This window comes from Burkholderia sp. HI2500 (genome assembly GCF_002223055.1).
GTDB lineage: Bacteria > Pseudomonadota > Gammaproteobacteria > Burkholderiales > Burkholderiaceae > Burkholderia.
The window spans coordinates 825,421-849,487 of record NZ_NKFL01000004.1 but is presented as its reverse complement, the minus strand read 5'-3'; the positions used below and the strand labels follow the sequence as shown (position 1 = coordinate 849,487).

Sequence of the window (24,067 nt, the reverse complement as noted above, 5' to 3'; positions counted from 1 at the left end):
CGCTCAGAACGTGACGGTCCAGGTGGGGAGCACGCCCGCGCCGATGCTGCGCGGCGCCGATCGCACGTCGGGCGGCGGCGCGTGACTGAGCACGAACGGCGTACCGTGCGCGCAACTGACGCTCGGCATGTCGGCATCGACGGCCTGCGGCACGCCGGGGCCGATCGTGCAGATTTCGGGAATGGTGAGACTGACGCGCAGCGGGATCGACGGATCGGCCGCGCTGGCGAGCGACCCGACGCCCAGCGCCGCGAGCGCGATCGCACTGCGTCTGATTTGGCCGGCTGTCATCGTTCGGCCCTCCTTCGTGCATCCATCCAGCATATGCGCGAATTATCGGCAGGCGTGCGGAAATCTTGAGTCCGCACGCCTGCGATCGGGCCCCGCGATGACGGTCAGCGCGCGGCGGCGAATCCGCCGAAAAATGCACGCGCGTTCGCGTCGAGGCTGTCGAGGTGATAGCCGCCTTCCTGCACGATCACCGTCGGCAACCCGAGCGCGCCGATCGCGCCGCCGAGCCGGCCGAAGCCGTCGGTCGTGACGGCCACCTGCGATTGCGGATCGTCCTTGTAGATATCGAAGCCGAGCGCGAGCACGAGTGCATCGGGCTGGAACCGCGCGAGCGCGCGCAGCGCGTCGTCGAGCCGCTCGAAGAACGCCGACTCCGGCGCACCGTGCGGCATCGGCAGGTTGAGGTTGAAGCCGTCGCCGGCCCCGGTGCCCGTCTCTTCCTCGTAGCCCGCGACGACCGGGTAGAAATTGGTCGGGTCGCCGTGGATCGACACGTACAGCACGTCGTCACGGCCGTAGAAGATCTCCTGCACGCCCTGCCCGTGATGCATGTCGGTGTCGAGGATCGCGACCCGGCGATGGCGGCCGAGCAGCGACTGCGCGGCGATCGCCGCATTGTTCAGGTAGCAGAAGCCGCCGGCCGCGTCGCGGCGTGCGTGATGGCCGGGCGGCCGGCACAGCGCGTAGGCCTCGTGCGCGCCGTCGTTGACGTCGGCCGCGGCCGCCAGCGCGCCCTGCGCGGACCAGTACGCGGCGCGCCACGTGTTCGCGCCGACCGGGCAGCTGCCGTCGGCGAGGTAGCGCGCGGCTTTCGCGAGCACGCCGCGCAGCGGGTTCGGGTCGCGCACGAACACGTTCGACATCACTTCGTCGCCCCAGTCGTCGGGCATCTGCTTCCAGTCGCGATGCGCCTCTTCCAGGAAGCGCAGGTAGTTCATGTCGTGCACGGCCGCGATCGGCGCGGTGCCGCGGTCGGCCGGCTCGCGCACGTCGAAGTCGAGCGAGCGCACGGCCGCGACGAGCCGCGCCGCGCGCTCGGGTACTTCCTGCGGCTCACGCATCTGGCCGCGCGACAGGTAGCTGCGCGGATGGTGCAGCAACTGCTCGGGATGGAAATAGGTTTTCATCGTTCGCCCTCGTCGGTTTTCGAATTATCGGTTCGCCGCGTCATGCGTGCTGCGCGGCGGCCGTCACGGCAACGCCCGCCGCGACGCCGGCGCGCGCGAGCACCGCATGAAGCAGCACGTTCGTGCCGCGCGTCACGTCATCCGGCAGCGCATCCTCGGCTTCGTTGTGCGACAGGCCGTCGACGCACGGGATGAACACCATCGCGGTCGGCACGCAACGCGCGAGCAGGATCGCGTCGTGCCCGGCGCCGCTGACGATCCGCTCGTTCGTATAGCCGAACGCGGCGGCCGCCTGCGCGACCTGTTCGACGCAGTCGCGGTCGAACGGCGTCGCCGGGCTGCGCCAGCAGGTCTCAATCGCGACCTGCACGCCACGCGCGGCGGCGACACGCGTGCACGCCTCGCGCAAGTCGCGCTCCATCGCATCGACTTGCGCATCGTCGTGATGGCGGAGGTCGACCGTGAACGTCACGTCGCCCGCAATGGTGTTGCGCGATGCGTTGCGGATGCCGACCTGGCCGATCGTCGCGAGCCCGCGCGGTGCATGACCGGCGACGATCCGTTCGAGTTCGAGCGCCATCTGCGCGCTCGCGAAAGTCGCGTCCTTGCGATACGGCATCGGCGTCGTGCCCGCATGCGCGGCCACGCCCGTCACCGTCACGTCGAGCCAGCGGATCGCCTGTCCGCCCGTGACGATGCCGATCGTCGTGCCGTTCGCCTCGAGCACGGGGCCCTGTTCGATATGCGCCTCAAAGTACGCATCGACCGCGCCGCCCGCCGCACGCGCGCCGCGATAGCCGCATGCGTCGAGCGCCACGCCGAGCGTGACGCCGTCGGCGTCCTGCTTCGCGAGCGCTTCGTCGAGCGGCAACGCGCCCGTGAACACGGCCGAGCCGAGCATCGCCGGCGCGAAGCGCGCGCCCTCCTCGTTGGTCCAAGACACGATCTCCAGCGGCTTGTCGGTCGCGATGCCGGCGTCGTTCAGCGTGCGCACGAGTTCGAGCGCGGCGAGCACGCCATAGACGCCATCGAAGCGGCCGCCTTCGGGCTGCGTGTCGAGATGGCTGCCGATCAGCACCGGCGCTGCCTGCGCATCGATGCCGTCGCGCCGCGCGAACAGGTTGCCGACGGCGTCGACGCTCACCGTCATCCCCGCGTCGCGACACCACTGCGCGAACAGGTCGCGCCCGCGACGATCGTCGTCGGTGAGCGCGAGGCGTCGCACGCCGCCGCGCGGCGTCGCGCCGACACGCGCCATGTCCGCCAGGCTCTGCCACAAACGGGCGCCGTCGATTTCCAGCAGGTCTTTCATGTGCACTCCGGATGAATTCGTTCGTTGAGGGTCACTGCGAGCCGAGCGCTTCGGCGGCGGCCGGCCGTGCCGCGCGGCGTGCGTCGAGCGCGACGATGCACAGCAGCGAGATGCCGGCGAGACACGTGTAGAACACCGCGAGCGGCCACCACTGGCCCGCGAAGCGATGCGCGAGCCACGTGCCGACGAGCGGCGTCAGCCCGCCCGCGATCGCACCGCAAACCTGGTAGGCGAGCGAGATCGCCGAATAGCGCACGTGCGCGGGGAACACGTCGCTGACGAAACCCGCGATCACCGAATAGAAGCCGGCCATGCAGACGACCGCGAGCGCGATGCCCGCGATCAGCGACGCGGACGTGCCGCCCTGCACGAGCATGAACATCGGATACGGCGACAGCATCGCGAGCAGCGCCGCGAGCTTCAGGAAGCGCGCGCCGCCGATGCGCTCGGCGATCCATGCGGCGATCGGCTGCGCGACGAACTGGATGATCGCGACCGCGAACAGGCTGTCGAGGATCAGCGAGCGCGACACGCCGACGTACTGCGTCGTGTACGCGATCATGAACGTGTTCGTGAAATAGACGCCCGCGATGCCGATCGTGTTCGCGCCGATGCAGAGCGCCACGAGCCCCGACGCGGAGCGGAACACTTCCGCGACCGGCAGCTTCACCGTGCGGTGGGCTTCCTTTACACGCGCGAATTCCGGCGACTCGTTCACGCCGAGCCGGATCAGGATACCGACCACGAGCAGCACCGAACTCGCGAGAAACGGCAGACGCCAGCCCCACGCGAGGAAGTCGGCCTTGTCCATCGACGTGACCGCGCGGAACGCGATCAGCGACAGGATCAGCCCAGCCGGGCTGCCGAGCTGCGCGAACGACGCGAAGAACGTGCGACGCCCCTGCGGCGCATGCTCGCCCGCCATCAGCACCGCACCGCCCCATTCGCCGCCGACCGCGATCCCCTGCACCACGCGCAGCGCGACGAGCAGCACCGGCGCGAGCATGCCGACCTTCGAATAGTCGGGCAGCAGCCCGACGCAGACGGTCGCGACGCCCATCATCATCAGCGTCGTCATCAACGCCTTCTTGCGGCCGATTCGATCGCCGAGATGGCCGAAGATCACGCCGCCGAGCGGCCGGGCGAAGAAGCCGACCGCGAACGTCGCGAACGACGCCATCGTGCTGACGAAGCGGTCATGCGACGGGAAATAGAGTTCGCCGAACACGAGCGCGGCGGCGGTCGCGTAGATGTAGAAGTCGTACCACTCGATCATCGTGCCGATGAATGCGGCCGTCGCGGCGCGCGCCGGCTGGCGGGCGGAAGAAAGGGACTGGGTCATGCGGGCTCCTAATGCGCGCCGCTGCGGGCGACGCACAATTCGTGTGACGGCCGTCTGTCGCGGCCTTGCGCCGCACGCTGCGGCACCCCTCCTTTATCGGTGACCGCAAATCATTAGTCAAATTTCAAGTTATTATTCGCCGTATAAATTCAGCTAATACCCACCTTGACGGCTCGCCCGGAGACCCGATGCGCCCCGACCTCGCCCCGTTCCTGAACGACCGCCTCGACTGGAACCTGTTGCGCACCTATCTCGTGATCATCCAGGAGCGCAGCGTGAGCCGCGCGGCCGCGCGCCTGCACGTCACGCAGCCTGCGGTAAGCCAGGCCTTGCGGCGGCTCGAGGACACGCTCGAGCGCAAGCTGATCGAGCGGCGCGGCACGCACTTCGCGCCGACGCCTGCCGGCGAAGCCGTCTACCGGATCGCGAGCGACATCTACGGCGGCATCTCACGCCTCGAGACCGAAATCGACGACAGCACCGCCGACCTGACCGGATCGATCCGGCTGCTAACGGTGAGCCGCATCGAGTCGCCCGTCTACGATGAATTCCTCGCGGACTTCCATCGTGCGTACCCGCGCATCGATCTGCAGATCGAAGTGATGCGCTCGTCGGACATTCTGTCTTCGCTGCTGCAGAAAACGGCCACGGCCGGGCTCGGCCTGTGCCGCACGCCGCACGACAAGCTGGAGATGCGCTGCTTCCTGCGCCAGCGCTATGCGATCTACTGCGGCCGCCATCACCGGCTGTTCGGGCAGACGCAACTGCGGATGGACGACCTGCTCGCCGAGAATTTCGTGTCGTTCACGAGCGACCAGATCGGCGACAGCCTGTCGCCGCTCACCGTGTTTCGCGACCAGCGGGGCTTCACGGGGCGCATCGTCGCGTCGTCACCAAGCCTCGAGGAAGTGCGGCGGCTGATCTTCGCCGGCTACGGGATCGGCTGCCTGCCCGAGCACATCGTGCGCGACGACATCGCCCAGCAGCGACTGTGGCGGCTGCCGCCCGACGACGGGCTCGTCGATGTCGACGTGTTCCTGCTGTGGCATCGCGATCGCAAGATGAACGCGGCGGAGCACGCGTTTCTCGACGCGATGGAGCGCTGCATGCAGCGCTATTCGCTGGCGGAGCGGTTGGGGAAGTAGCCGCGCGAACGCGCCCGCGAAATGCACGGGGCGCGCACGGCCATGCGCGTCGGCCTCGTCAGAACCGATGCACGATCCCCAGCTGCACACCCCGTGCATTCGCCCCCGGATACGCGAGCGGCAGGCCGGGGTTCGCCGCGCCGGCGAGCGTATAGCCGGCCTGGTTGCGGTTGCGCAGGTACGACAGCGCACCGTAGAAGCTCGTGCGCTTCGACAGGTCGTACTCGTACATCAGCCCGACCTGGTCCGCATGGTTGCCCTGCGACGACTGGTCGTGCAGATACGCGTAGCCGAGCGCCACGTAGTTCGCCGGATTGAACTGGTATTTGACCGACAGCCCGTACACGCGCGAATCGATGCCGAGATCGGCCCACTTCACCGCGGAGAAGCCGCCGTACACGGTGGCCTTGCCGATCTCGTACGACGCGCCAGCCATGATCGTGCGATCGGTGGTGGTCGCCGTCGCGTTCTTCAGCCACTGGCCCGCGACGAACGCGCCGAACGGCCCGTGTTCGTAGGTCAGGTCGAACTGCTGGCTCGAGCCTGCCGAGCGCACGCCGCCCGCATCGCCGAACCCGAAATACAGCCCACCCTGGAAGCCGGCGATCTCCGGGCTCTGGTACGACAGCGTATTGCTGGTGCGGAACGCGAACACGGTCAGGTTGTCCATGCCGGACGCCTGCGTGACGCCGCCGAACGCATCCTGTCCGCCCTGGTCGTTGAACAGCGGCGAATTCTGGCGGCCCGCGCGCACCTTGCCCCACTGCCCCGCGATGCCGACCCATGCCTGCCGGTTGAACAGGCTGCCCGCACTCGCGAGCGAACCGTTGTTCGGATTGAAGCCGTTCTCCAGCGCGAACTCGATCTTCTGCCCACCGCCGAGATCCTCGCCGCCCTTCAGCCCGAACCGGCTGCCCCACTGGCCGCCCGAATTGATCGCCGCCGTGTAGCCGTTGCCCGTATTCACGTACTGCGCGAATTCGTCGATCACGCCGTACAGCGTGACGCCGTCCTGCGCGAACGCGGCGCCCGGTCCGGCGACGCACGCCACCGCGACCGTCATGCGAAGACCGGCGTGCACCATCCGCGCCCGGGAATCGCTTCCGCGCGCTATCGTTTGTTTAGTCATACTATTCAATGGTCAGAGAATGAAACGACACCGGGCGCGGCAGTCGCGCCGCACCGGCATCGCGGAAAAGAAAACGTGGGGAAGAACCGGGCGCAGGCGGCGCCCGGCTCGCGCGACAGTCAGGCCGGCAACCGGCCGGCCCGAGGCGCGTGACGTGTCGTCAGTGGTGAACTTCGCCGCGTTCGAGCGGCAGGATCAGGCGCTCGGGAATGCTGCGGCGCGATGCGCGTGCGCCGATGTAGTACAGCACGGCCGGCACGACCAGGCCGAGGATCCACGAGATGTCGGTGCCGCCGAGCGCGTCGACGAGCGGCCCCGTGTAGATGTGCGTCGACATGAACGGCAACTGCACGAGGATGCCGACCACGTAGATCGTGATCGCCATCACGTTCCAGCGGCCGTAGCGGCCGTCCGGATCGGACAGCGCCGGCACGTCGTAGCGCGAGCGCGTGAAGCAGTAGTAATCGACCAGGTTGATCGCGCTCCACGGCGTGAAGAACGCGAGCAGGAACAGGATGAACGCGGTGAATTCCTTCAGGAACGAATGGCGGCCCGCGAGCGCGATGAGCGTGGATACGCAGATCATCCCGAAGATGTAGACGAGGCGGCTGCGCGACGACACGGCGTGCTTGCCGCGAAAGCCGCTGACGATCGTCGCCATCGACATGAAGCTGCCGTACGCGTTGAGCGCCGTCACCGTCACCTTGCCGAACGCGATGCTGAAGTACAGCAGCGCGGCCACGGCGCCCGTCGAGCCGAGACCGACGATATACGCGACCTCATGGTGCGCGAACTGGCCGCCGGCCAGCGCGGCCGCAAACACGCCGAACACCATCGCCGCCTGCGCGCCGATCACCGAGCCGAGGCCGACCGCCACGAACGTCGCGACCGACGACGTCGAGCGCGGCAGGTAGCGCGAATAGTCGGCGACATACGGGCCGAACGCGATCTGCCACGACGCGGACAGCGACATCGACAGCAGGAAGCTCGCGAGCGAGAAATGCTTGTTCGCGAGCAGCGCGCCGATGTCGTGGTTCGCGAACAGCTGCGTGAACATGTAGACGAACGCGGCGATGCCGACCACGCTGGCGATCCGGCCGACGGCGTGGATCGCGCGATAGCCGAACACGGTCAGCACGACGATCACGGCCGCGAACAGCAGGATGCCGGCCGCGTCGTCGATGTGCAGCAGTTGCGCGACGGCCTGCCCGGCCAGCACCGAGCCGCTCGCGGAAAAGCCGATGTACATCAGGCACACGAGCACGATCGGGATCATCGCGCCATAGACGCCGAACTGCACGCGGCTCGAGATCATCTGCGGCAGCCCGAGCTGCGGCCCCTGCGCGCCATGCAGCGCCATCACCGCGCCGCCGATGAACTGGCCGAGCAGCAGCGCGACCAGCGACCAGAACACGTCGCCGCCGAGCACGACCGCGAGTGCGCCCGTGACGATGGCCGTGATCTGCATGTTCGCCGACAGCCACAGCGTGAACTGGCTCAGCAAGCCGCCGTGGCGCTCGGCGTCGGGAATGAAGTCGATCGAACGGACTTCGATCAGGCCGCCGGCTTTTCCACTGGGATTCGTTGACACGGGGAAATCTCCAAAATACTCAGGATCACAAATGGTTGGAACGAGACGGGAAGCTGCGAGCCGCCCTTTCGGCTCGGCGGGTGCGGGGCGCCGTGGATCGCCGGCATGCGCCACGCACGCATGGTCTGCGCACTGGCGCGCAAGCGGCACGATGTGTGCCGACATTGCCAGCGGATGATCTTGTATATACAACTTGCGAGGTATCGGTGATTACCCGGAATCCGCCGATTTTCGAAAATGTCCGAATCATCGGGCCACGTTCGGCCTGTCCAGTCGAAAGATGAATGTCGGAATAATGAAAGCTCAGGCGCGTGCGGGCGATGCCTGATCGGGCTCGGCCGTCATGTCGGCGGCGGGAAGGAGATTCAGCATGCGCCGGGCGGCCTCGATGTCGCGCACGTGCAGCCATTCGTCGTAGTCGTCGCGACGCAGCATCACGACGCCCCGCTTCTCTTCGCCGGGCCGATGCATCCGCGCGAACAGCGGGTGCGTGTCCGCGTTGACCGTGAGCATCGCCATGCCCACGCGCTCGCGGCCGTCGTCACCTTCGTAGCGCCGCCAGATGCCGGCGACGCAGTACGGCTGCCAGCCGTCGACGCCGATCCGCTGCCACACGTTGCGGCCGGTTTCGTAGCAGGGTTCGAAGATCCAGCGCACCGGGATCAGGCAGCGCTGGCCGTTGCGCCACGCGTTGCCGTAGAGCCGCGACGAGCCGACCGTTTCCGCGCGCGCGTTCACCGTGTCGAGCTTCTTCTTTTTACGGCCGTTCTCGTCGAGCCGCTCCGGCTGCATGAATTTCGGCCAGAAGCCGAACACGGCCGCGACGACTGCGAGGCCGTCGCCGGCGGCACGCGCGATCGGCGCCGCGTAGTCGGGATACACGTCTGGGGCCCACGGGTCGCGGCGATACAGATCGCCGATGCCGATCTTCAGTTCGCTGATGCCCGGGTCTTCGTCGGGGGCGCGGTAGTGAGTGCACACGGCTCGGCGGACGATGGATGCAATGTTTCCATCGTAGGTCAGTGCAGGGCCGCGGTCGCGCTATTGTTTGGTATGACGAAACAGTTTTACGAATCGATGATGCGCCGGGAGCGACCCGGTCGGCGTCCAGCCCAGATGCCGGTAGAAGCCATGCGAGCGCGACGCGGGATCGGTCGAGCATCCCAGAAACAACGACGTGAAACCATTCGCCGCGAACGCGTCGATCACCTGCCGCATGTCGGCTTCCTGCACGGCCATGTCGCGGCGCCGTGGGTAGCCGCAGGCAAGCTGCGCCGGCTGCTCGCGAGCAAGTTGAGCCATACGGTCGAATTCCAGCTCGCGACGCCAAGGAACTGCGACGGCAGCGAAGCGCTGGCGGCGTTCACGGCGGCGCTTGCCGAACAGTTCGGCGGGCTCGACGGCTTCGCGGATCAGTGACCGGCGCGCGCCGCCCGCTTTGCGTCAGACGAGTTGGTCCGACGCAATGACCTGCACGCCCGGCCGCGCGTCGATTGCCGCGTCGAGCATCGCGCGGGCGATCCGCGACGCGGGATTCACGCGCCACTTCGCCGGCAGCACGGGCCGGGCCACGTTCAACACGGACACCAGCAGCCGCTCGCCGAACCTGAATTCGTCGCGGCTGCCGCCGATCAGGCCGGGCCGCACGTAAGTGAGCGCCGCGAACCCGACGCCGGCGAGCGCCTGCTCGACCTCGCCCTTCACGCGGTTGTAGAAGATGCGCGACGCCGGATCCGCGCCGAGTGCGGAATTCAGCACGTAAGCCGGTGTGCCGTGGCGGTGTGCGAGCCGCGCGACCGCGAGCGGATAGTCGTGGTCGACGCGCCGGAATGCCGCCTGGGAGCCCGCGGCGCGCATCGTGGTGCCGAGCGTGCAGATCACGGCGTCGGCGTGCCACCAGTCGGCCGTGTCGGGCAGATGATCGAAATCGACCTCGAGCGCGCGCATCTTCGGGTGCGGCGACAACGGGCGGCGCGCGACGACGATCACCTGATCGACCCGCGCATCGGCGAGCGCGACTTCGAGGACGTGACGCCCGACGAGTCCGGTCGCGCCGACGAGCAGCAATTTCATGTCCGATCCTTGCGTGTAGAGCCTGCGTTGGCGAGCCGGGAACGGCCCGGCTTACGGCTTCCCCCATGATCGTCGGCCGACTCGGCGCCGACAACCCTCCAACATCTCCAAAAGTTACAGGGTGCGCTACAAACCCGCCGCCTGTCGCGACACGCTCGGCGCGACACCCGTCCAGCGCTTGTACGCCTGCGAGAACGACGACATGTCGCTGAATCCCAGTTCCTGCGCGATTTCCTTGATCGACAGCCGCCCTTCTGCGATCAGCGCCTGCGCGCGGGTCTTGCGCACCGCGCTCGAAATGTCCCGGAAGCACGCGCCCTCCTCCTGCAGCCGGCACTTCAACGTGCGCTCGCTGGTGTTGAGCAGCGTCGCGATGTCCTTCAGCTTCGGCGGCCGGTCGAACGGGCGCGTGGCCAGGTACTCGTTCAGGAACGACACGAGGTCGACGCGGAGCGCGCGAAGGACGGCCGGCCGATCGTGCTCTACGGACTCAGCGCCGGCGGCATGCTCACGTATCACGTGGCTGCGCTGAACGGCAAGGTCAAGGGCATCGTCGGGATGACCTTCCTCGACCAGCGCCTTCAGCAGGTGCGCGATGAAACCGCGCGCAACGTGTTCGTGAGCCGCGTCGGCGGCCCGATGATGCATCTCACCGCGATGACCCCGCTGAAATCGATGCGCGTGCCGGTGACGCTCGCCAGCAAGATGTCCGCGCTCGTCAACGATCGGGACGCGCTGAAGGTGTGGCTGTCCGATCGCACCTCCGCCGGCAACGCGATGACGATCGCGTTTCTCGATTCCTACATGTCGTACCGGCCGGCGGTCGAGCCGGAGGATTTCGCCGTGTGCCCGATCCTGCTCACGCAACCGGCCGCGGACCGCTGGACGCCGTTGCACCTGAGCGAACCGTTCCTGCAGCGCGTGCGGAAAGTGCCGGTGAAGGTCGTCATGCTGGACAATGCGGGCCACTATCCGCTCGAACAGCCGGGGCTGTCGCAGATGGTCGAGGCGATCGATGCGTTCTATCGGGAGGTGACGGCAAAGTGAATGCCGGGCGCGGATCGCCTAGAACACCGTTCGAACGCCGACCCGCAACACGCCCTGCCGCGCGCCCGACGATGCGGTGAACGTACCGCACACCGATGCGATCACGTCCTCGCCGCCGCTCGCCTGTTGATACACGGCACTCATGTAGACGTCGGTCTTCTTCGACAACAGGTAATCGAGCGTGATGCCGGCCTGGTTCGAATGATTGCCGGTCAGTTGCCGGTTGCCCTTCGCGTACAGGTAGTTCGCATACGCGAAGAAATCCGGCGCGAACCGGTACAGCCCGCCGATCTCGTAGGTGTCGACGTGCGCGCCCGTCAGCGTGTTGCGCGTATTCACGTACAGCGCGTCGAGCGCGAAGTCGCCGAATGTATAGCGTCCGCCCGCGCCGGCATTGCGGATGCCGACGTGCCCGTTGTCGATTCCCTCTTCTTTCGAATACGTGTACGCCGCATCCAGCCGCAACGGCCCGTTGTCGTAGGACACGCCGAAGCTCGACAGGCTGTTGCTGCCGGTCTGCCCGGCGATGTTGCTGAAGCCATACAACGCGCCGAACCGGAACCCGCCGTAATACGCGGACGTGAACTTGATCGCGTTCGGTGTTGCGCCCCCGCCCGCCGTACGCGTGTAGTCGAAGGTGCCGAGCGCCGCGCCCAGTTTCGAGAACGGGCCGCCCGGCAGCTGGTACAGGCTGACATACGAAATCTCGTGCCCCCAGCGATGCAGCGACAGGTTGTCGAACATGTAGTCGAACTGCCTGCCAAGCGTCACGGTGCCGTACGGCGTGACGATGCCGACATAGGACTCGCGTCCGGACAGTGCGCCGCCGCGCACCGTGCCGCTGTTGATATCGGGCTGCGACGCCATGAAGACGAGCGCCTGGAACCCGCCGCCGAGATCCTCGACCGTGCGGATCCCGATCAGGTTGGGCGCCTGGATGCCGGACATCGCCTGAACCAGCGCCTTGCCGCCCGAATTGCTCACGTACGAAATGCCGTTGTCGACCAGACCGAACAGCGTGACCGAACTCTGCGCGTGCACGTGGCACGACACCATCGCCAGCGCGACGGCCATTGTCTTCATTCTCACGGATGCTGTCTCCAAACCGTCAGTGTCCGACGCACCGTTCGCATACGAGCGAACCGCACGTCGGACTGTCATTTTTATTAGTAAAACTATCTAATTGGCGCGTGCGGGATATGTGTTCCCCGCTCGATGCGCCGCCGTGGGCCGGGTTACCCGGCGTCGACTGATGGATCGCGCGCGCCGTCGCCGGCCGAACCCGTCGATGACGGGAACGACCGGCGGCGAGTCGCGCGTGTTACAGCATCACGTTGATGACCTTCTTCTCGACATAGCTATACATTTCCTCGATCCCCTCTTCCCGGTCGACGCCGCTGTTCTTGAAGCCGCCCCATGGCACGCCGAGGAAGTGCGTGTTGCTGCCGTTGACGAACACGCTGCCCGCACGGATGCGACGCGCGGTGTTGAGCGCCTGCCGGATGTCGTTGGTCCAGATCGCGGCCGAGAGCCCGTATTCCGTGTCGTTGGCCATCGCGACCACTTCGTCGACATCACGCCATCGTGCGACCGACAGAATCGGGCCGAAGACTTCCTCGCGCCACAGCCGCATCTCGGGCGTGACATCGGCATAGACGGTCGGCTCGACCCAGAAGCCTTTTTCGAAAGCGTGCCCGGGCGGGCGGCGGCCGCCCGTCATCAGCCGCGCGCCATGCGTCTGCGCCGGGTCGAGAAAGCTCATCACGTGTTCGTAGCTCTTGCGCGAATTGATCGGGCCCATGCCCGTGTCGGGCAACATCGGATCGCCGACGCGGATCGCGGCCACGCGCTCGACGACACGCGCGAGCACGTCGTCGTAAATGTCGTCGTACACCAGCAGCCGCGAATTGGATCCGCACGACTGGCCTTGCCATGAGAAATTCATCCCGCGCACCGCGCTCTCGGCGGCCGCGTCCGGATCCGCGTCCGGAAACACGATCATCGGATTCTTGCCGCCCAGCTCGAGCGTCACGTGCTTGACGCCCACCTCCGCCGCGCTGCGCTGGATCGCCTGCCCGGTCGGCACGGACCCGATCAGCGCAAGACGCTTCACGTCCGGATGGCGCACCAACGCATCGCCGACTTCCGCGCCCGTTCCGTTGACGATGTTGAACACGCCGGCCGGCAATGTCTCGCGCGCGACCTCACCGAGCACGAGCACGGACAACGGCGACGTTTCGGGCGGCTTCACCACCACCGTGTTGCCGGTCACGAGCGCGGATGCGGTACGCGCCGCGGAGAACATCGCCGGATGATTGAACGCGGCAATCCGGCCGACGACGCCATACGGCTCGTACACGGTCATGTGCAGATGGCGGCCGGTGGCCGGGATCGTCTCGCCGTGCAGCCCGTGCACGAGCCCCGCGTAATAGCGCAGGCTGCGCACCGTCTCGTGCATGCTCGCAAGCGTCGGCACGTAGGTGTTGCCTGAATCGAGCACCTCGATGCGTGACAACGCCTCCGCGCGTTCGAGCAAGCGCTCGCCAAACCCGCGCAACAGTTCGCCGCGCTCCTCGCCGGTGCGTTCGGCCCACGCGGGCCACGCGCGCTGGGCCGCATCCACGGCCCGCGCGACGTCCTTGCGCGAGCCGGCTGGCGCGCGGCCGATCACTTCCTCGGTAGCCGGGTTGATCGACGCCGCCCACTCGCCGGTCTCGCTTTCCACCAGTTCGCCGTCGATCAGCAAACGGCCGGTTATCCACTGCTCGTCCATACTCGTCTCCTCGATGATTCGATCGCCGGTCAACGCGCGCCCGTGTGTTGCTCGTGCTGCACGCGCCGCTTCCACAGCGCCCACGGGCGCTCGACCTGCGTTTCGATGTTCGCGCACGCGGTTGCGGCTTCCTGCTCGCTCAGATAAACCACGTCACCCAGTTGCAGCGCCTCGATCTGCATCCGCGCGTTCACTTCCGCGTAGACCGCGCGATACACGGCCTGCTTGAGCGTCGGCGCGACCACGGTCGAACCGTGACCGCGCATCAGTACGAACGCCGCACTGCCGAGCCGCTGCGCCAGCGCCGCGCCGAGCGCGTTGTCGCGCACGAGCAGGTCCGTCGCATCGCCGGCGGTATCGCGAATCTCGAACACCGGCGTACCCGCGCCGAGAAATCCGCTCATGTGGCACACCGGCCGCAGCGGCGTGCGTTGCGTCACGCTGAACGGCAGCACGGTCGGCGAATGGCTGTGGACGATCGCCTGCACGTCCGGACGCGCTTTATAGATCTCGCCGTGGATGAAACGCTCCAGATAGACGGCGCGCCCGCCGGCATTGACCGGCACGCCGTCCAGCGTGAATTCGACGATGTCGTCGATGCCGACGGTGCCCGGCGCCATGTTGCGCGCCAGCAGGAAGCGCTGCGGATCCTTGTCGTGACGGACGCTGACGTGACCGAAGGCATCGACGATGCCCTGGTCGAACAGGATGCGGTTCGCGCAGACGAGATCCTCGACGAGCGCGGGATCCGGCGCATCGGCGGGACGCCCGGCATCGTCCGCATACGCGGCGCGCCGCCGGATTGAAGATGAAGAGTACACATGGGTCGGCCTGTTTTCGGGTTGACTGGCAGTGCGCACGCCCGCTTCGCGTCGCGAGGCGGACCGTCAAGCACCCGGCCAGCTTAGGACCGCGCCGACCATAGGTCTATTAGCTATTGATCGCCAAACAGATAGCCCGATAACTATGAATTCGGGACGCCCGCTGCCGCGCCCGGCGACGCGGAATCGACGATGAACTGCACGAGTTCGGCCTGGAACGCCGAGAAGCGCTTGTCGTCGCGATGCACGAGATAGATCGGCACCTTCATCGACAGCTCCGGGCGATCGAGCACGACCAGCTCGCCGCGCTCGACCTCCGCACGCACCGCCGACGCGAACATGAAGCTCACGCCGAGGTTCTCGCGCACCACGTGTTTCATCGCCTCCGGATGCCCGAGTTCCATCACGACCTTGCGCTGTTCGAGGCCGCGCTCGCGCAGCAGCGCCTCTTCGAGCTCGCGGCGCGGCTGGTTGCGCGGCGTGCTCACGAACGGCACGCGGCGCAGGTCGAGATCGCCGGCCGGCTGCGCGGCCCACGGGCTCGACGCGCCGCACACGAGCAGCAGTTCGTCCTCCCACACGGGAATGGTCGCCAACCCTTCGAGATCCTGATTGGCCGCGATCAGGATGACCGCGAAATCGCAACCGCCGACACGGGTCGCATCGACGGCCGCCTGCGGCGTCAGGATCTGCACGGTCACGAGCCCGTCGGGCTGCCGCCGGTGGAACTCGGCGAACAGCGGCGGCAACGCGTACGAGCCGATCGACATCGACGTCGCCACCACCGCGGTGCCCATTTCGCCCTGTTCGAGACCGGCGAGTTCGCGCTCGACCTCGCGAGTGCGCGTGATCACCTCGGTCGCCCAGCGATAGATGCGCTCGCCGGCTTCCGTGAGTGCGATGTTGCGGCCGGCGCGCTTCACGAGCGCGTAGCCGAGCCGCTTCTCCATGCTGCGCACGTGCGCAGTCACGACCGGCTGCGCGATGCACAGGCGGTCGGCCGCGCGCGTGACGCTGCCGAGCTCGACCACCGTGCAGAACACCTCGAGCTTCTGAAAAGTGAGATACGAATCGAATCCGCGCACAGTCCCCTCGCCCATAGCCATCCGGGTATCGGATGGCACCGTAATACGTATTGGAAGATATGTTTCAGGTTACGCACAATCGAATGAACCCACAACCGAGAGGCCTGCATTCAGGCCCACCTGGAGACATCATGGTTCGTTCGACGTCTGTTCCGGCCGGTCGCCGCGCCCCGCGTTCGCGGGTCGCGCCGGCCTGCCCTGCCGCCCGGCACCGCGAGGTGCGTCGATGAAAACCGATACGTACGACTACGTGATCGTCGGCGCCGGCTCGGCCGGTTGCGCACTCGCCTACCGGCTCGGCGAGGACCCGAACGTCCGCATCCTCGTGATCGAGGCCGGCGAGCAGGATCGCTCGCCGTACATCAAGGTGCCGCTGACGTGGGGCCAGATCCTGAAGAACCGGCTGTTCGACTGGGGCTATTTCACCGAGCCGGAAGCCGGCATGGACGGCCGCCGGATCGAATGCGCGCGCGGCAAGGTAGTGGGCGGCTCGTCGTCGATCAACGGCATGGCCTACGCACGCGGCGCGCGGGAAGACTACGAAGGCTGGGCCGACGAATTCGGCCTGACCGACTGGTCCTACGACGCGGTGCTGCCGTACTTCAAGCGCTCCGAATCGTGGGAGCGCGGCGAATCGGCGCTGCGCGGCGGCCGCGGCCCGCTCACCGTGATCCGGCTCGACTATCGCGACCCGTTGGTGGGTGGCTTCCTCGACGCGACACGTGCCTGCGGCTATCCCGAGAACGACGACTACAACGGCGCATCCGTCGAAGGCTTCGGGCCGATGCAGGCCACGATCCGCAACGGCCTGCGCTGCAGCGCCGCGGTCGCCTACCTGCGCCCGGCGCTCGCGCGCGGCAACGTCACGCTGGTGACGGGCGCCCTCGCGAAGCGCATCGTGCTCGATACCGACCGGGGTGCGCCGCGCGCCATCGCGATCGAGTATCGCCGGGGCGAATCCGACTACCGCGCCGATGCGCGCCGCGAAGTCATCCTCTGCGGCGGCGTGATCAATTCGCCGCAACTGCTGATGCTCTCCGGCATCGGCGCGGCCGACAGCCTGCGCACGCACGGCATCGCGTCGACGGTCGAATTGCCCGGCGTGGGCACGAACCTTCACGATCACATCGTGTTCGACCTGCGCTGGAGCCGCAAGGAACCCGGCCCGCTGCACCGGATGATGCGTGCCGATCGCATCGCGTTCGACGTCGTGCGCACGTTTGCCGGCGGCAACGGCTTCTCGAGCACGATCCCCGCCGCCGCGCTTGGCCTGGTCAGGAGCCAGCCTCACCTGCCGCTGCCGGACGTGCAGCTGATCCTCGCGGCCGGCGCGATGAACGCCGCGCCGTATTTCGAGCCGTTCAAGCATGCGTATGCCGATTCGTTCGCGATCAAGGGCATTTTCCTCACGCCCGAAAGTCGCGGACGCGTGTCGCTGAAGTCGGCCGATCCGGCCGAGCATGCGCGGATCGAACAAAACTTCCTCGCCACCGAGAATGATCGCATCGCTGCGCGGGAGATGTTCCGGCGCATGCGGGAAATCGGCGCGCAGGCCGGACTGCGCCCGTTCATCGACGCAGAGATCGCACCGGGCCCGCAAGTCCAGAGCGATGCAGATGTCGACGCGTTCATTCGTCGCATCGCGATCACCCTTCATCACCCGGTCGGCACGTGCCGCATGGGCCGCGACGACGATCCGGCGGCCGTGGTGGATACGCAGATGCGCGTGCGCGGCGTGGCCGGCTTGCGGGTGGTCGACGGCTCCGCGATCCCGCGCATCATCCGCGGGCCGACCAACGCGCTGATCATGATGATGGCCGAACGCGCGGCGGATTTCATGACCGGGAAAGCCGTGCCGGTGCCGCAGGCGCAGGCACGCGCCACGGCACGGATATAGACAGTCGCGCGCGGGGCAGCGCACCACGCCCCGCTTCGATTCATTCCAATTCATTCAGGAGACACCGATGACCCATTCCTGCGGGCATGCGCATTGCCATGCGCACATCACGAATGCCGAACCGCATGCTTTTTCCCTCGCGCTCGGCAACGTCGAAATCATCCGGCTGTACGACACGACGCTGCTTGGCGAAACCGCGCAGAGCTGGCTGCCGGACTTCGACCGCGCACGCGTGGCGGAACACGAGCACTGGCTCGCGCCGACACACTACGATCCCGAAAGCGGCCGCATCCCCATGCCCGTGCACAGCTGGATCGTGCGGACCGGCCGGCATACGGTGCTGATCGACAGTTGTATCGGCAACCACAAGGAGCGGCCGGGGCTGCCGGAAATGCACCGGCTGTCGACGCGCTATCTCGACCGGATGCGCGCACTCGGCATCCAGCCCGAGGAAATCGACTACGTGATGTGCAGCCACCTTCACGCCGATCACGTCGGCTGGAACACGCAGCTCGTCAATGGTGTGTGGGTGCCGACCTTCCCGAACGCGCGCTACGTGATCTCGCAGGTCGAGCACGATCACCTGGTCCGCGCGATCCGGGGCGAAGGCCCCGCCGGCCCCGCGTGGTTCAGCCCGATGTACAACGACAGCGTGCTGCCCGTGATCGAGGCCGGCCAGGCCACGATGTTCGACGACACCTACGAGCTCGACGACACGTTCCTGATCCGCCACGCGCCGGGCCATTCTCCGGGTCACGTGCGCATCGAGCTGACATCGCTAGGCTCGCGCGGCGTGTTCAGCGGCGACATGCTGCACTCGCCGATCCAGATCCCGTTCTGGCAATGGAGCAGCAAGGTCTGCGACGATCGCACGCTCGCCGCGAAGAGCCGCTTCGAGCTGCTCGCGCATTGCGTCGAGCACGGCGCACTGCTGCTGCCCGGTCATTTCGAGGCACCGCACGCGGGGCATATCGTCGATACGGCCGGCACGTTCGGCATCGAGTTCCTGCGCTGACGCACGCATGGCCGCCGCGGCGGCCATGCCGCGCGAACCGGTGGGCTCATCCGGCGAAGCCGCCGGATGCGAGAAAGCGCGCTTCGTCGCGCGTCGTCTCGCGGCCGAGCAGCGCGTTGCGATGCGGGAAGCGGCCGAAGCGCGCGACGATCTCCCGGTGCCCGATCGCATGCGACAGCCACGGCTGGCCGAGCCTGCCGTTCAGTTCGACGGAAATCCGCTGGTCGTCGAGGTCTTCGGAATGGGCGAACGGCAAACAGAAGAACAGGCGCAGCGGCCGCTCGACCTGCGCCATCTGATCGTGCTCGTACGCGTGCATCGCGAACTGCCGTGCGAGCGCGTCGGTCGCATACATGCGCGCGGTGCCGCGAAACGCATTGCGCGGAAACTGGTCGGTGAGCAACAGCAGCGCGAGCGTCCCGTATGGCGTCGACAACCAGCCGTCCAGCTCGCGCCTTGCAGCGGCCAGGTGCGTATCGAGAAAGCGCTCGCGAAAGCGGCGATCGAAATCGGGATGTTTTGCGAACCATTGCGCGGGCCCGGCATCGATCCAGAACGTGATGACGGCCTGCGCCGGCGGCGCGGCAAACAATGGCATATCGATCTTCATGGCGAAGAGATGAACGACGGGTGAATGGAAGCGGCACGTCGACGACGGCCGTGCCCGCACCCGGCCCGTCGTCCTCCTGCGATTCAGGTGCGTTGGAACAGCAGCGTGGCAGCCACCGCAACCACGGCCGGCACGCCGAATACGATCGCGAGGATCGGCAGCTCCTCGCGTACGCCGTAGCCGGCCCGATGCACGCCAACCCACAGGTTGGCCAGCGAGACAACGAGCCAGACCGGCACGAACGCCTGGGCGGCAAACGCCAGCGATGCCGCGTGCGTGCCCCACAATTGTCCGAACAACAGGAACACGGCCAGCAACAGCACGCCGGCGACGATCGTCCAAAGTGTATGCATCGTGCCCCCGGTTACGCGAAGACGCCGAGCATCTTGCCGATGTCCTTTCCCGCATACGGCGGGAACACGTCGAGCACCGCGTCGGGATTGCCGATCAGCATCGCTTTGGTATTGCTCAACGCGTCGAAGCCGGCCTTGCCGTAGTACTTCCCCATCCCGCTGTTGCCGACGCCGCCGAACGGCAAACTGTCGATCCAGCAATGCAGGTTGGTCTGGTTCACGCATCCGCCGCCGAACGACAGGCTGTTGAGCACGCAGTCGATGCTCGCCTGCCGCTTGCTGAACACGTAGCACGCGAGCGGCTTCGGCTTGCGCTTCATGATGCCGACGATCTCGCGCAGGTCGCGGTACGGCAGCACGGGCAGCACCGGGCCGAACACTTCCTGTTGCATCGCCGGATCGTCCCAGGTCGACGGGTACAGCACGGTCGGCTCGACATAGCGTGCCGCGATGTCGTGGCGGCCGCCGTGCACGACCTTGTCGGCGACGATGTAAGACGCGACGCGTTCGGCATCGTGTTCGCTGATCATTCGCGCGAAATCGGGGCTTTGTTGCGGATCGTCGCCGTACATCGCGGTGATCGACGCCTTGAGCTTCGCGATGAAGGCCTCGGCCACCGATTCATGCACGTACACATAGCCGGGCGCGATGCACCATTGTCCCGAGATCGCGTTGTGCCCCCACGCGACACGGTCAGCCGCGATGTCGAGATTCGCGGTTTCGTCGACGATGCACGGGTTCTGCCCGCCGAGTTCCAGCAAGACCGGTGTCAAATGCTCGGCGGCGGCGCGCATCACGACCTTGCCGACCGCCGAGCTGCCGGTGAAGAAGATGAAGTCGAACGGCAACTCCAGCAATGCGCCGATTTCCTGGCGACCGCCCGTGACGACGGCGACGTCCTCCGGTGAGAAGTACTGCGGCACGAGCCGGCTCAGCAGCGCGGCCGTCGCGGGCGTGGTGTTCGCCGGCTTCAGCACCACCGTATTGCCGGCTGCCAATGCCGCGATCGCCGGATCCAGCAGCAACAGAATCGGCGCGTTGAACGGGCCGATCACGAGCGTCACGCCGTACGGCTCCTTGTAGATCATGCCGGCGTTGCCGGCCGCCTCCAGCGCCGGCGGAATCGCCACTGTCTGCGGCGCCATCAGTTCGTGCAGATGCTCGCGGTAGTAGCGGATGACACCGGTCGGCACGGAGATTTCGAACAGTTGCTCGAACGGCGGCTTGCCGAAATCCTCGTACAGCGCCGCGCACAGCGCGTCCTGGTGATCGTGCAGCATCCGCTCCATCCGGTCGAGCTGCGCGATGCGCCATGCAAGGGTTTTCGTGACGTCCGAGTCGAAACGCGCACGTTGCGCGTCGAGCACGGACTGGTAGGGGTTCGACATGGTCGCGTTCTCCTTGGGGAAGCCGCCGGCCGGAGCGGCAACGGGCGGCATGCGGACGGCTCAGGCCTGCCCGATGTCGAGCCGGGTAATCCGGCCATCGGCGTCGACCCGGAACTTGAAGTACGTACGGAACGTGCCCCAGCGATCCGAATGAAACCGGCCGTGGATCTCGAGCCCGTCGTTGTCGACGCGATCGATCGTCGTGAAGCGCTCGGTCCCGATCGCGTCCCGGTTGAATGCGTGCAGGTCTCGTGGCCGGCCGTCGTCGTACAGCGTCGCATCGGGCGCGAACAGCGCGGCCCATGCCGCGCCATCGCCTTGCTGGAGCGCGTCGATCGCGCGCCGCACGACCGGATGGTGGAGTATGTCGGTGTTCACGATGCCGATCCTCGATGAAAGACGGCCGCCCGTCGTCCTGCCCCGACGCGTGACGGGCAGGCAACGCGTGCCGGGCAAAACACGGGCAGCCGAGGTGTGTTACTTGGTCGTATAGCCGCCGTTGATCAGGATCGTCTGGCCGGTGATCCACCAGCCGTCGCTGACCAGGTGACGAATGAACGGCACGACGTCCTCGATGTCGGTCAGCCCCGTCTTCGAATACTTCGACAGCGCGGCGGCCGTCTTGTGATACGCGACCGCGTCCGCCCCCTCCTCCGGATAGAAGAACGGCGTGTCCATCGGGCCGGGCCCCACTGCCGTCACCGAAATGCCGCGCTCACCGAACTCCTTCGCCGCCGCGCGCGTGTAGTGCTCGACGGGCGCCTTCGTACCCGCATACGCGGCGTAATAAGGCGTGAATGCGCCGAGCAGCGCCGTAACCAGCGAGACGATCTTGCCGTTGTCGTTCACGTGCCGCCCCGCTTCGCGCAGGAAAAAGAACGCCGACTTCGCGTTCACCGCGCTCATCTGGTCGTATTCCGCTTCGCTGATTTCGGTGAACGGCTTTTTCAGCACCTTGCCGACCGTGTTGATCGCGATGTCCGGGCGGCCGACCGCCGCAACCGCATCGGCGAACAGCTTCTCGACGGCCGCCGCGCTCGTCAGGTCCGCCTGGAATGCGACCGCCTCGGCGCCGGCCGCCTTGATCGCCGCGACCGTCGTCTCCGCGTCCGCCTTCGAGCCTGCGCTGTTGTAGTGAATCGCGACGGCCTTCGCGCCATGCGCGGCCAGATCGCGTGCGATCAGGCCACCCAGGTTCTTCGCGCCGCCGGCGATCAGTACGGTCTTGCCCTTGATTTCATGATTTGCCATTTCGCTCTCCTGATTCATTTCCTGTTCGATCCACGTCCGGGATGACGTTCCGGATCAATGGCCACGCGCCGGCTGCGGCCGGCCGCCCGGCGCGTCACGCATTCGCTTTCGGCTGCAGCAGGTCGGACAGGCCGACGCGATGCAGCATCTCCGCACGCACGCGGTCGAGCACCGCGAAGCCGACAGCCGCGCCGTCCTGCGTCGGATCGATGTGCACGCGGAACGGACGCTTGCCGAACGGCATGCCCACGATGTCGACGATCGCACGTGCCACCTCGCTTGCATCGGCGTCGGCCGGCACGATGTCCGCAAACGCCTTCAGCACCTGCTCGCCGAAGCCCGCATACGGCCCCGCATCGTATTCGGCCGCACGCGACGCGTCGGCCGGCGCGCCCGCATGCGCGAAATGGTTGGTGCCGCCGGTAAATGCGCCCGGCACGACGATCGACGTCTCGATGCCCCAGCGCGACAGCTCGCGCGCATACTGCACCGCGATCGCATCCATTGCGGCCTTCGCCGCGAAATACGGCGCCAGGTACGGCGGCGTGCCGCCCGCCGAGCTGCTGCTGGAGACCCAGAGCAGCAGGCCTCGGGCGCTTTTCCGCATATGCGGCAACACCGCGCGGTTCACGCGCTGCGTGCTCAGCACGTTCACGTCGTACAGGTGCGCATACTGCTCCGGCGTAAACGCTTCGGCGGGACCGAACACCATGTGCCCCGCGTTGTGCACCAGCACGTCGATGCGGCCGGCCTCGGCGATCACGCTGGCGACGCCGGCGTCGACGGAATCCTGCGACTGCACGTCGATCTCGACGGTGCGCAGATCGATGCCCTGCGCTTTCGACTGCGCGGCCATCTGCGCGACGACCGGCGCATTGCGTCCGGCCGTATCGCGCATCGACGCGAACACGGTGTGGCCGGCCGCCGCCAGCGCTTCGGCCGTCAGGCGGCCGAAGCCGCTCGACGCACCGGTAATGAGAATGGTTTTGCCCATGACGATGCTCCTTGATTGACGACTGCGATCCTTCGATACGAACCGTGCGGACTCAAACCATCCCGCCGTTGCTGCGCAGCACCTGCCCGTTGATCCAGCCGCCGTCCGGACCAACGAGGAACGCGACCGCGTTCGCGATATCGGCCGGTGTACCGAGACGCTCCAGCGGATTCATCTTCGACAGGCGCTCGATCAGCTCCGCCGACTTGCCGTTCAGGAACAGGTCGGTCGCGGTCGGCCCCGGCGCGACGGCGTTGACGGTGATCGAGCGACCGCGCAGCTCCTTGGACAGGATGCCCGTCATCGCTTCGACCGCTGCCTTGGTGGCCGTATAGACGCCGTACGTCTCGGGCCTCAGTCCGACCACGCTGCTCGACAGGTTGACGATGCGCCCGCCGTTGCGCAGCCGGCGCGCCGCCGCGCGCAGCGTGTTGAACGTCCCCTTCAGGTTGATGGCGATCTGCGTGTCGAACAGCGCGTCGTCGCTATCGACCAGTGGCGCCAGCTTCATGATTCCGGCGTTGTTCACCAGCACGTCGACGCCGCCGAACTTCGCTTCGGCCACATCGAACAGCCGCGCCACGGCAGCCGGATCGCTGACGTCCGCCTGGACCGCGACCGCCCGCCCGCCCTCGCCCGCGAGATCGCTCGCCAGTTCCTCGGCCTCGCTCGCCTTGCCTGCGTAATTGATGACGACGGCCAGCCCGTCGTCCACCAGGCGCCGCGCGATTGCCGCGCCGATACCTCGCGATGCGCCGGTCACGATCGCCACGCTTGTTCGATTGTTCATGTCTGCTTCTCCACGGTTTCGCGTCCAGCGCAT

The 24,067-nt window shown here is 67.0% G+C and carries 25 protein-coding genes and 1 pseudogene; 5 read left to right on the top strand and 21 right to left on the bottom strand.

All coding sequences use genetic code 11. The features are described from left to right. Nucleotides 1–3: 3 nt before the first annotated feature. The 4 genes from CFB45_RS06575 to CFB45_RS06560 form a co-directional block, all read right to left on the bottom strand. On the bottom strand, nucleotides 4–291 hold the full coding sequence (locus CFB45_RS06575; RefSeq protein ID WP_144025167.1) for a hypothetical protein: 288 nt from the start codon (nucleotides 289–291) through the stop codon (nucleotides 4–6). Nucleotides 292–395: 104 nt separating this feature from the next. After that, on the bottom strand, nucleotides 396–1,418 hold the full coding sequence (locus CFB45_RS06570) for a histone deacetylase family protein (RefSeq protein ID WP_089424967.1): 1,023 nt from the start codon (nucleotides 1,416–1,418) through the stop codon (nucleotides 396–398). Between the two features lie 40 nt (nucleotides 1,419–1,458). Continuing rightward, entirely contained in the window at nucleotides 1,459–2,730 is a 1,272-nt protein-coding gene (locus CFB45_RS06565) for a Zn-dependent hydrolase (protein WP_089424966.1), read from the bottom strand. A 31-nt stretch (nucleotides 2,731–2,761) separates the two neighbouring features. Beyond that, nucleotides 2,762–4,072 carry an MFS transporter gene (locus CFB45_RS06560; protein WP_089424965.1) on the bottom strand — a complete coding sequence of 437 codons (1,311 nt, stop codon included), beginning with the start codon at nucleotides 4,070–4,072 and terminating at the stop codon, nucleotides 2,762–2,764. A 188-nt stretch (nucleotides 4,073–4,260) separates the two neighbouring features. On the opposite strand from CFB45_RS06560, the gene CFB45_RS06555 reads away from it, so the two are divergent. Next, entirely contained in the window at nucleotides 4,261–5,217 is a 957-nt protein-coding gene (locus tag CFB45_RS06555; protein ID WP_069256256.1) for a LysR family transcriptional regulator, read from the top strand. Nucleotides 5,218–5,275: 58 nt separating this feature from the next. Here CFB45_RS06555 and CFB45_RS06550 read toward each other — a convergent pair whose 3' ends face one another. The 4 genes and pseudogenes from CFB45_RS06550 to CFB45_RS39350 all read right to left on the bottom strand — a co-directional run. Continuing rightward, on the bottom strand, nucleotides 5,276–6,346 hold the full coding sequence (locus tag CFB45_RS06550; protein ID WP_089424964.1) for a porin: 1,071 nt from the start codon (nucleotides 6,344–6,346) through the stop codon (nucleotides 5,276–5,278). 160 nt (nucleotides 6,347–6,506) lie between these two features. Further along, a complete protein-coding gene (locus CFB45_RS06545) occupies nucleotides 6,507–7,937 on the bottom strand; it encodes a purine-cytosine permease family protein (RefSeq protein ID WP_089424963.1) in 1,431 nt (476 codons plus the stop codon). Nucleotides 7,938–8,240: 303 nt separating this feature from the next. Continuing rightward, nucleotides 8,241–8,918 (bottom strand): SOS response-associated peptidase family protein, encoded by a 678-nt coding sequence (locus CFB45_RS06535; RefSeq protein WP_089424962.1) that lies wholly within the window; start codon nucleotides 8,916–8,918, stop codon nucleotides 8,241–8,243. A 60-nt stretch (nucleotides 8,919–8,978) separates the two neighbouring features. After that, nucleotides 8,979–9,155: pseudogene (locus tag CFB45_RS39350) on the bottom strand (GNAT family N-acetyltransferase); the annotation flags it as partial. On the opposite strand from CFB45_RS39350, the gene CFB45_RS06530 reads away from it, so the two are divergent. Further along, on the top strand, nucleotides 9,069–9,356 hold the full coding sequence (locus CFB45_RS06530; protein ID WP_256978222.1) for a hypothetical protein: 288 nt from the start codon (nucleotides 9,069–9,071) through the stop codon (nucleotides 9,354–9,356). The pseudogene CFB45_RS39350 and the gene CFB45_RS06530 overlap by 87 nt on opposite strands. 24 nt (nucleotides 9,357–9,380) lie before the next feature. Here the strand turns inward: CFB45_RS06530 and CFB45_RS06525 are convergent, their stop codons facing one another. After that, nucleotides 9,381–10,010 carry an NAD(P)H-binding protein gene (locus CFB45_RS06525; RefSeq protein ID WP_089424961.1) on the bottom strand — a complete coding sequence of 210 codons (630 nt, stop codon included), beginning with the start codon at nucleotides 10,008–10,010 and terminating at the stop codon, nucleotides 9,381–9,383. 126 nt (nucleotides 10,011–10,136) lie between these two features. Beyond that, nucleotides 10,137–10,448 carry a helix-turn-helix transcriptional regulator gene (locus CFB45_RS06520; protein ID WP_242808678.1) on the bottom strand — a complete coding sequence of 104 codons (312 nt, stop codon included), beginning with the start codon at nucleotides 10,446–10,448 and terminating at the stop codon, nucleotides 10,137–10,139. Between the two features lie 39 nt (nucleotides 10,449–10,487). Between CFB45_RS06520 and CFB45_RS06515 the strand changes: the two genes are divergently transcribed. Next, the gene (locus tag CFB45_RS06515; RefSeq protein WP_242808679.1) at nucleotides 10,488–11,057 is read left to right on the top strand and encodes an alpha/beta fold hydrolase; all 570 of its coding nucleotides are present in this window, start codon (nucleotides 10,488–10,490) and stop codon (nucleotides 11,055–11,057) included. An 18-nt stretch (nucleotides 11,058–11,075) separates the two neighbouring features. Here CFB45_RS06515 and CFB45_RS06510 read toward each other — a convergent pair whose 3' ends face one another. The 4 genes from CFB45_RS06510 to CFB45_RS06495 all read right to left on the bottom strand — a co-directional run bounded on the left by CFB45_RS06510 (nucleotide 11,076) and on the right by CFB45_RS06495 (nucleotide 15,751). After that, on the bottom strand, nucleotides 11,076–12,140 hold the full coding sequence (locus CFB45_RS06510) for a porin (protein WP_254600320.1): 1,065 nt from the start codon (nucleotides 12,138–12,140) through the stop codon (nucleotides 11,076–11,078). A 238-nt stretch (nucleotides 12,141–12,378) separates the two neighbouring features. Next, nucleotides 12,379–13,830: an aldehyde dehydrogenase family protein gene (locus tag CFB45_RS06505; RefSeq protein ID WP_089424958.1), complete on the bottom strand. Its 1,452-nt coding sequence runs from the start codon at nucleotides 13,828–13,830 to the stop codon at nucleotides 12,379–12,381. A gap of 29 nt (nucleotides 13,831–13,859) precedes the next feature. Next, nucleotides 13,860–14,651 (bottom strand): class II aldolase/adducin family protein, encoded by a 792-nt coding sequence (locus CFB45_RS06500; protein WP_089424957.1) that lies wholly within the window; start codon nucleotides 14,649–14,651, stop codon nucleotides 13,860–13,862. A gap of 143 nt (nucleotides 14,652–14,794) precedes the next feature. After that, nucleotides 14,795–15,751 carry a LysR family transcriptional regulator gene (locus tag CFB45_RS06495; RefSeq protein ID WP_241025879.1) on the bottom strand — a complete coding sequence of 319 codons (957 nt, stop codon included), beginning with the start codon at nucleotides 15,749–15,751 and terminating at the stop codon, nucleotides 14,795–14,797. A 211-nt stretch (nucleotides 15,752–15,962) separates the two neighbouring features. Between CFB45_RS06495 and CFB45_RS06490 the strand changes: the two genes are divergently transcribed. Both CFB45_RS06490 and CFB45_RS06485 read left to right on the top strand, forming a co-directional pair. Further along, entirely contained in the window at nucleotides 15,963–17,633 is a 1,671-nt protein-coding gene (locus CFB45_RS06490; RefSeq protein ID WP_089424955.1) for a GMC family oxidoreductase, read from the top strand. 67 nt (nucleotides 17,634–17,700) lie between these two features. After that, on the top strand, nucleotides 17,701–18,648 hold the full coding sequence (locus CFB45_RS06485; RefSeq protein ID WP_089424954.1) for an MBL fold metallo-hydrolase: 948 nt from the start codon (nucleotides 17,701–17,703) through the stop codon (nucleotides 18,646–18,648). Between the two features lie 46 nt (nucleotides 18,649–18,694). On the opposite strand, the gene CFB45_RS06480 is transcribed toward CFB45_RS06485, so the two are convergent. From CFB45_RS06480 to CFB45_RS06450, 7 genes are all read right to left on the bottom strand, one after another. Then, nucleotides 18,695–19,258, bottom strand: a complete 564-nt coding sequence (locus tag CFB45_RS06480) for a DUF924 family protein (protein WP_089424953.1) — start codon at nucleotides 19,256–19,258, stop codon at nucleotides 18,695–18,697. 83 nt (nucleotides 19,259–19,341) lie between these two features. Further along, nucleotides 19,342–19,611 (bottom strand): hypothetical protein, encoded by a 270-nt coding sequence (locus CFB45_RS06475; RefSeq protein ID WP_089424952.1) that lies wholly within the window; start codon nucleotides 19,609–19,611, stop codon nucleotides 19,342–19,344. 11 nt (nucleotides 19,612–19,622) lie between these two features. Further along, the gene (locus tag CFB45_RS06470) at nucleotides 19,623–20,999 is read right to left on the bottom strand and encodes an aldehyde dehydrogenase family protein (RefSeq protein ID WP_089425878.1); all 1,377 of its coding nucleotides are present in this window, start codon (nucleotides 20,997–20,999) and stop codon (nucleotides 19,623–19,625) included. Nucleotides 21,000–21,059: 60 nt separating this feature from the next. Continuing rightward, a complete protein-coding gene (locus CFB45_RS06465; protein WP_069353673.1) occupies nucleotides 21,060–21,377 on the bottom strand; it encodes a nuclear transport factor 2 family protein in 318 nt (105 codons plus the stop codon). A gap of 99 nt (nucleotides 21,378–21,476) precedes the next feature. Beyond that, nucleotides 21,477–22,250 carry an SDR family oxidoreductase gene (locus tag CFB45_RS06460; protein WP_089425877.1) on the bottom strand — a complete coding sequence of 258 codons (774 nt, stop codon included), beginning with the start codon at nucleotides 22,248–22,250 and terminating at the stop codon, nucleotides 21,477–21,479. A gap of 94 nt (nucleotides 22,251–22,344) precedes the next feature. Further along, on the bottom strand, nucleotides 22,345–23,244 hold the full coding sequence (locus tag CFB45_RS06455) for an SDR family oxidoreductase (protein ID WP_069353672.1): 900 nt from the start codon (nucleotides 23,242–23,244) through the stop codon (nucleotides 22,345–22,347). Between the two features lie 52 nt (nucleotides 23,245–23,296). After that, a complete protein-coding gene (locus CFB45_RS06450) occupies nucleotides 23,297–24,034 on the bottom strand; it encodes an SDR family oxidoreductase (RefSeq protein WP_089424951.1) in 738 nt (245 codons plus the stop codon). Nucleotides 24,035–24,067: the final 33 nt, after the last annotated feature.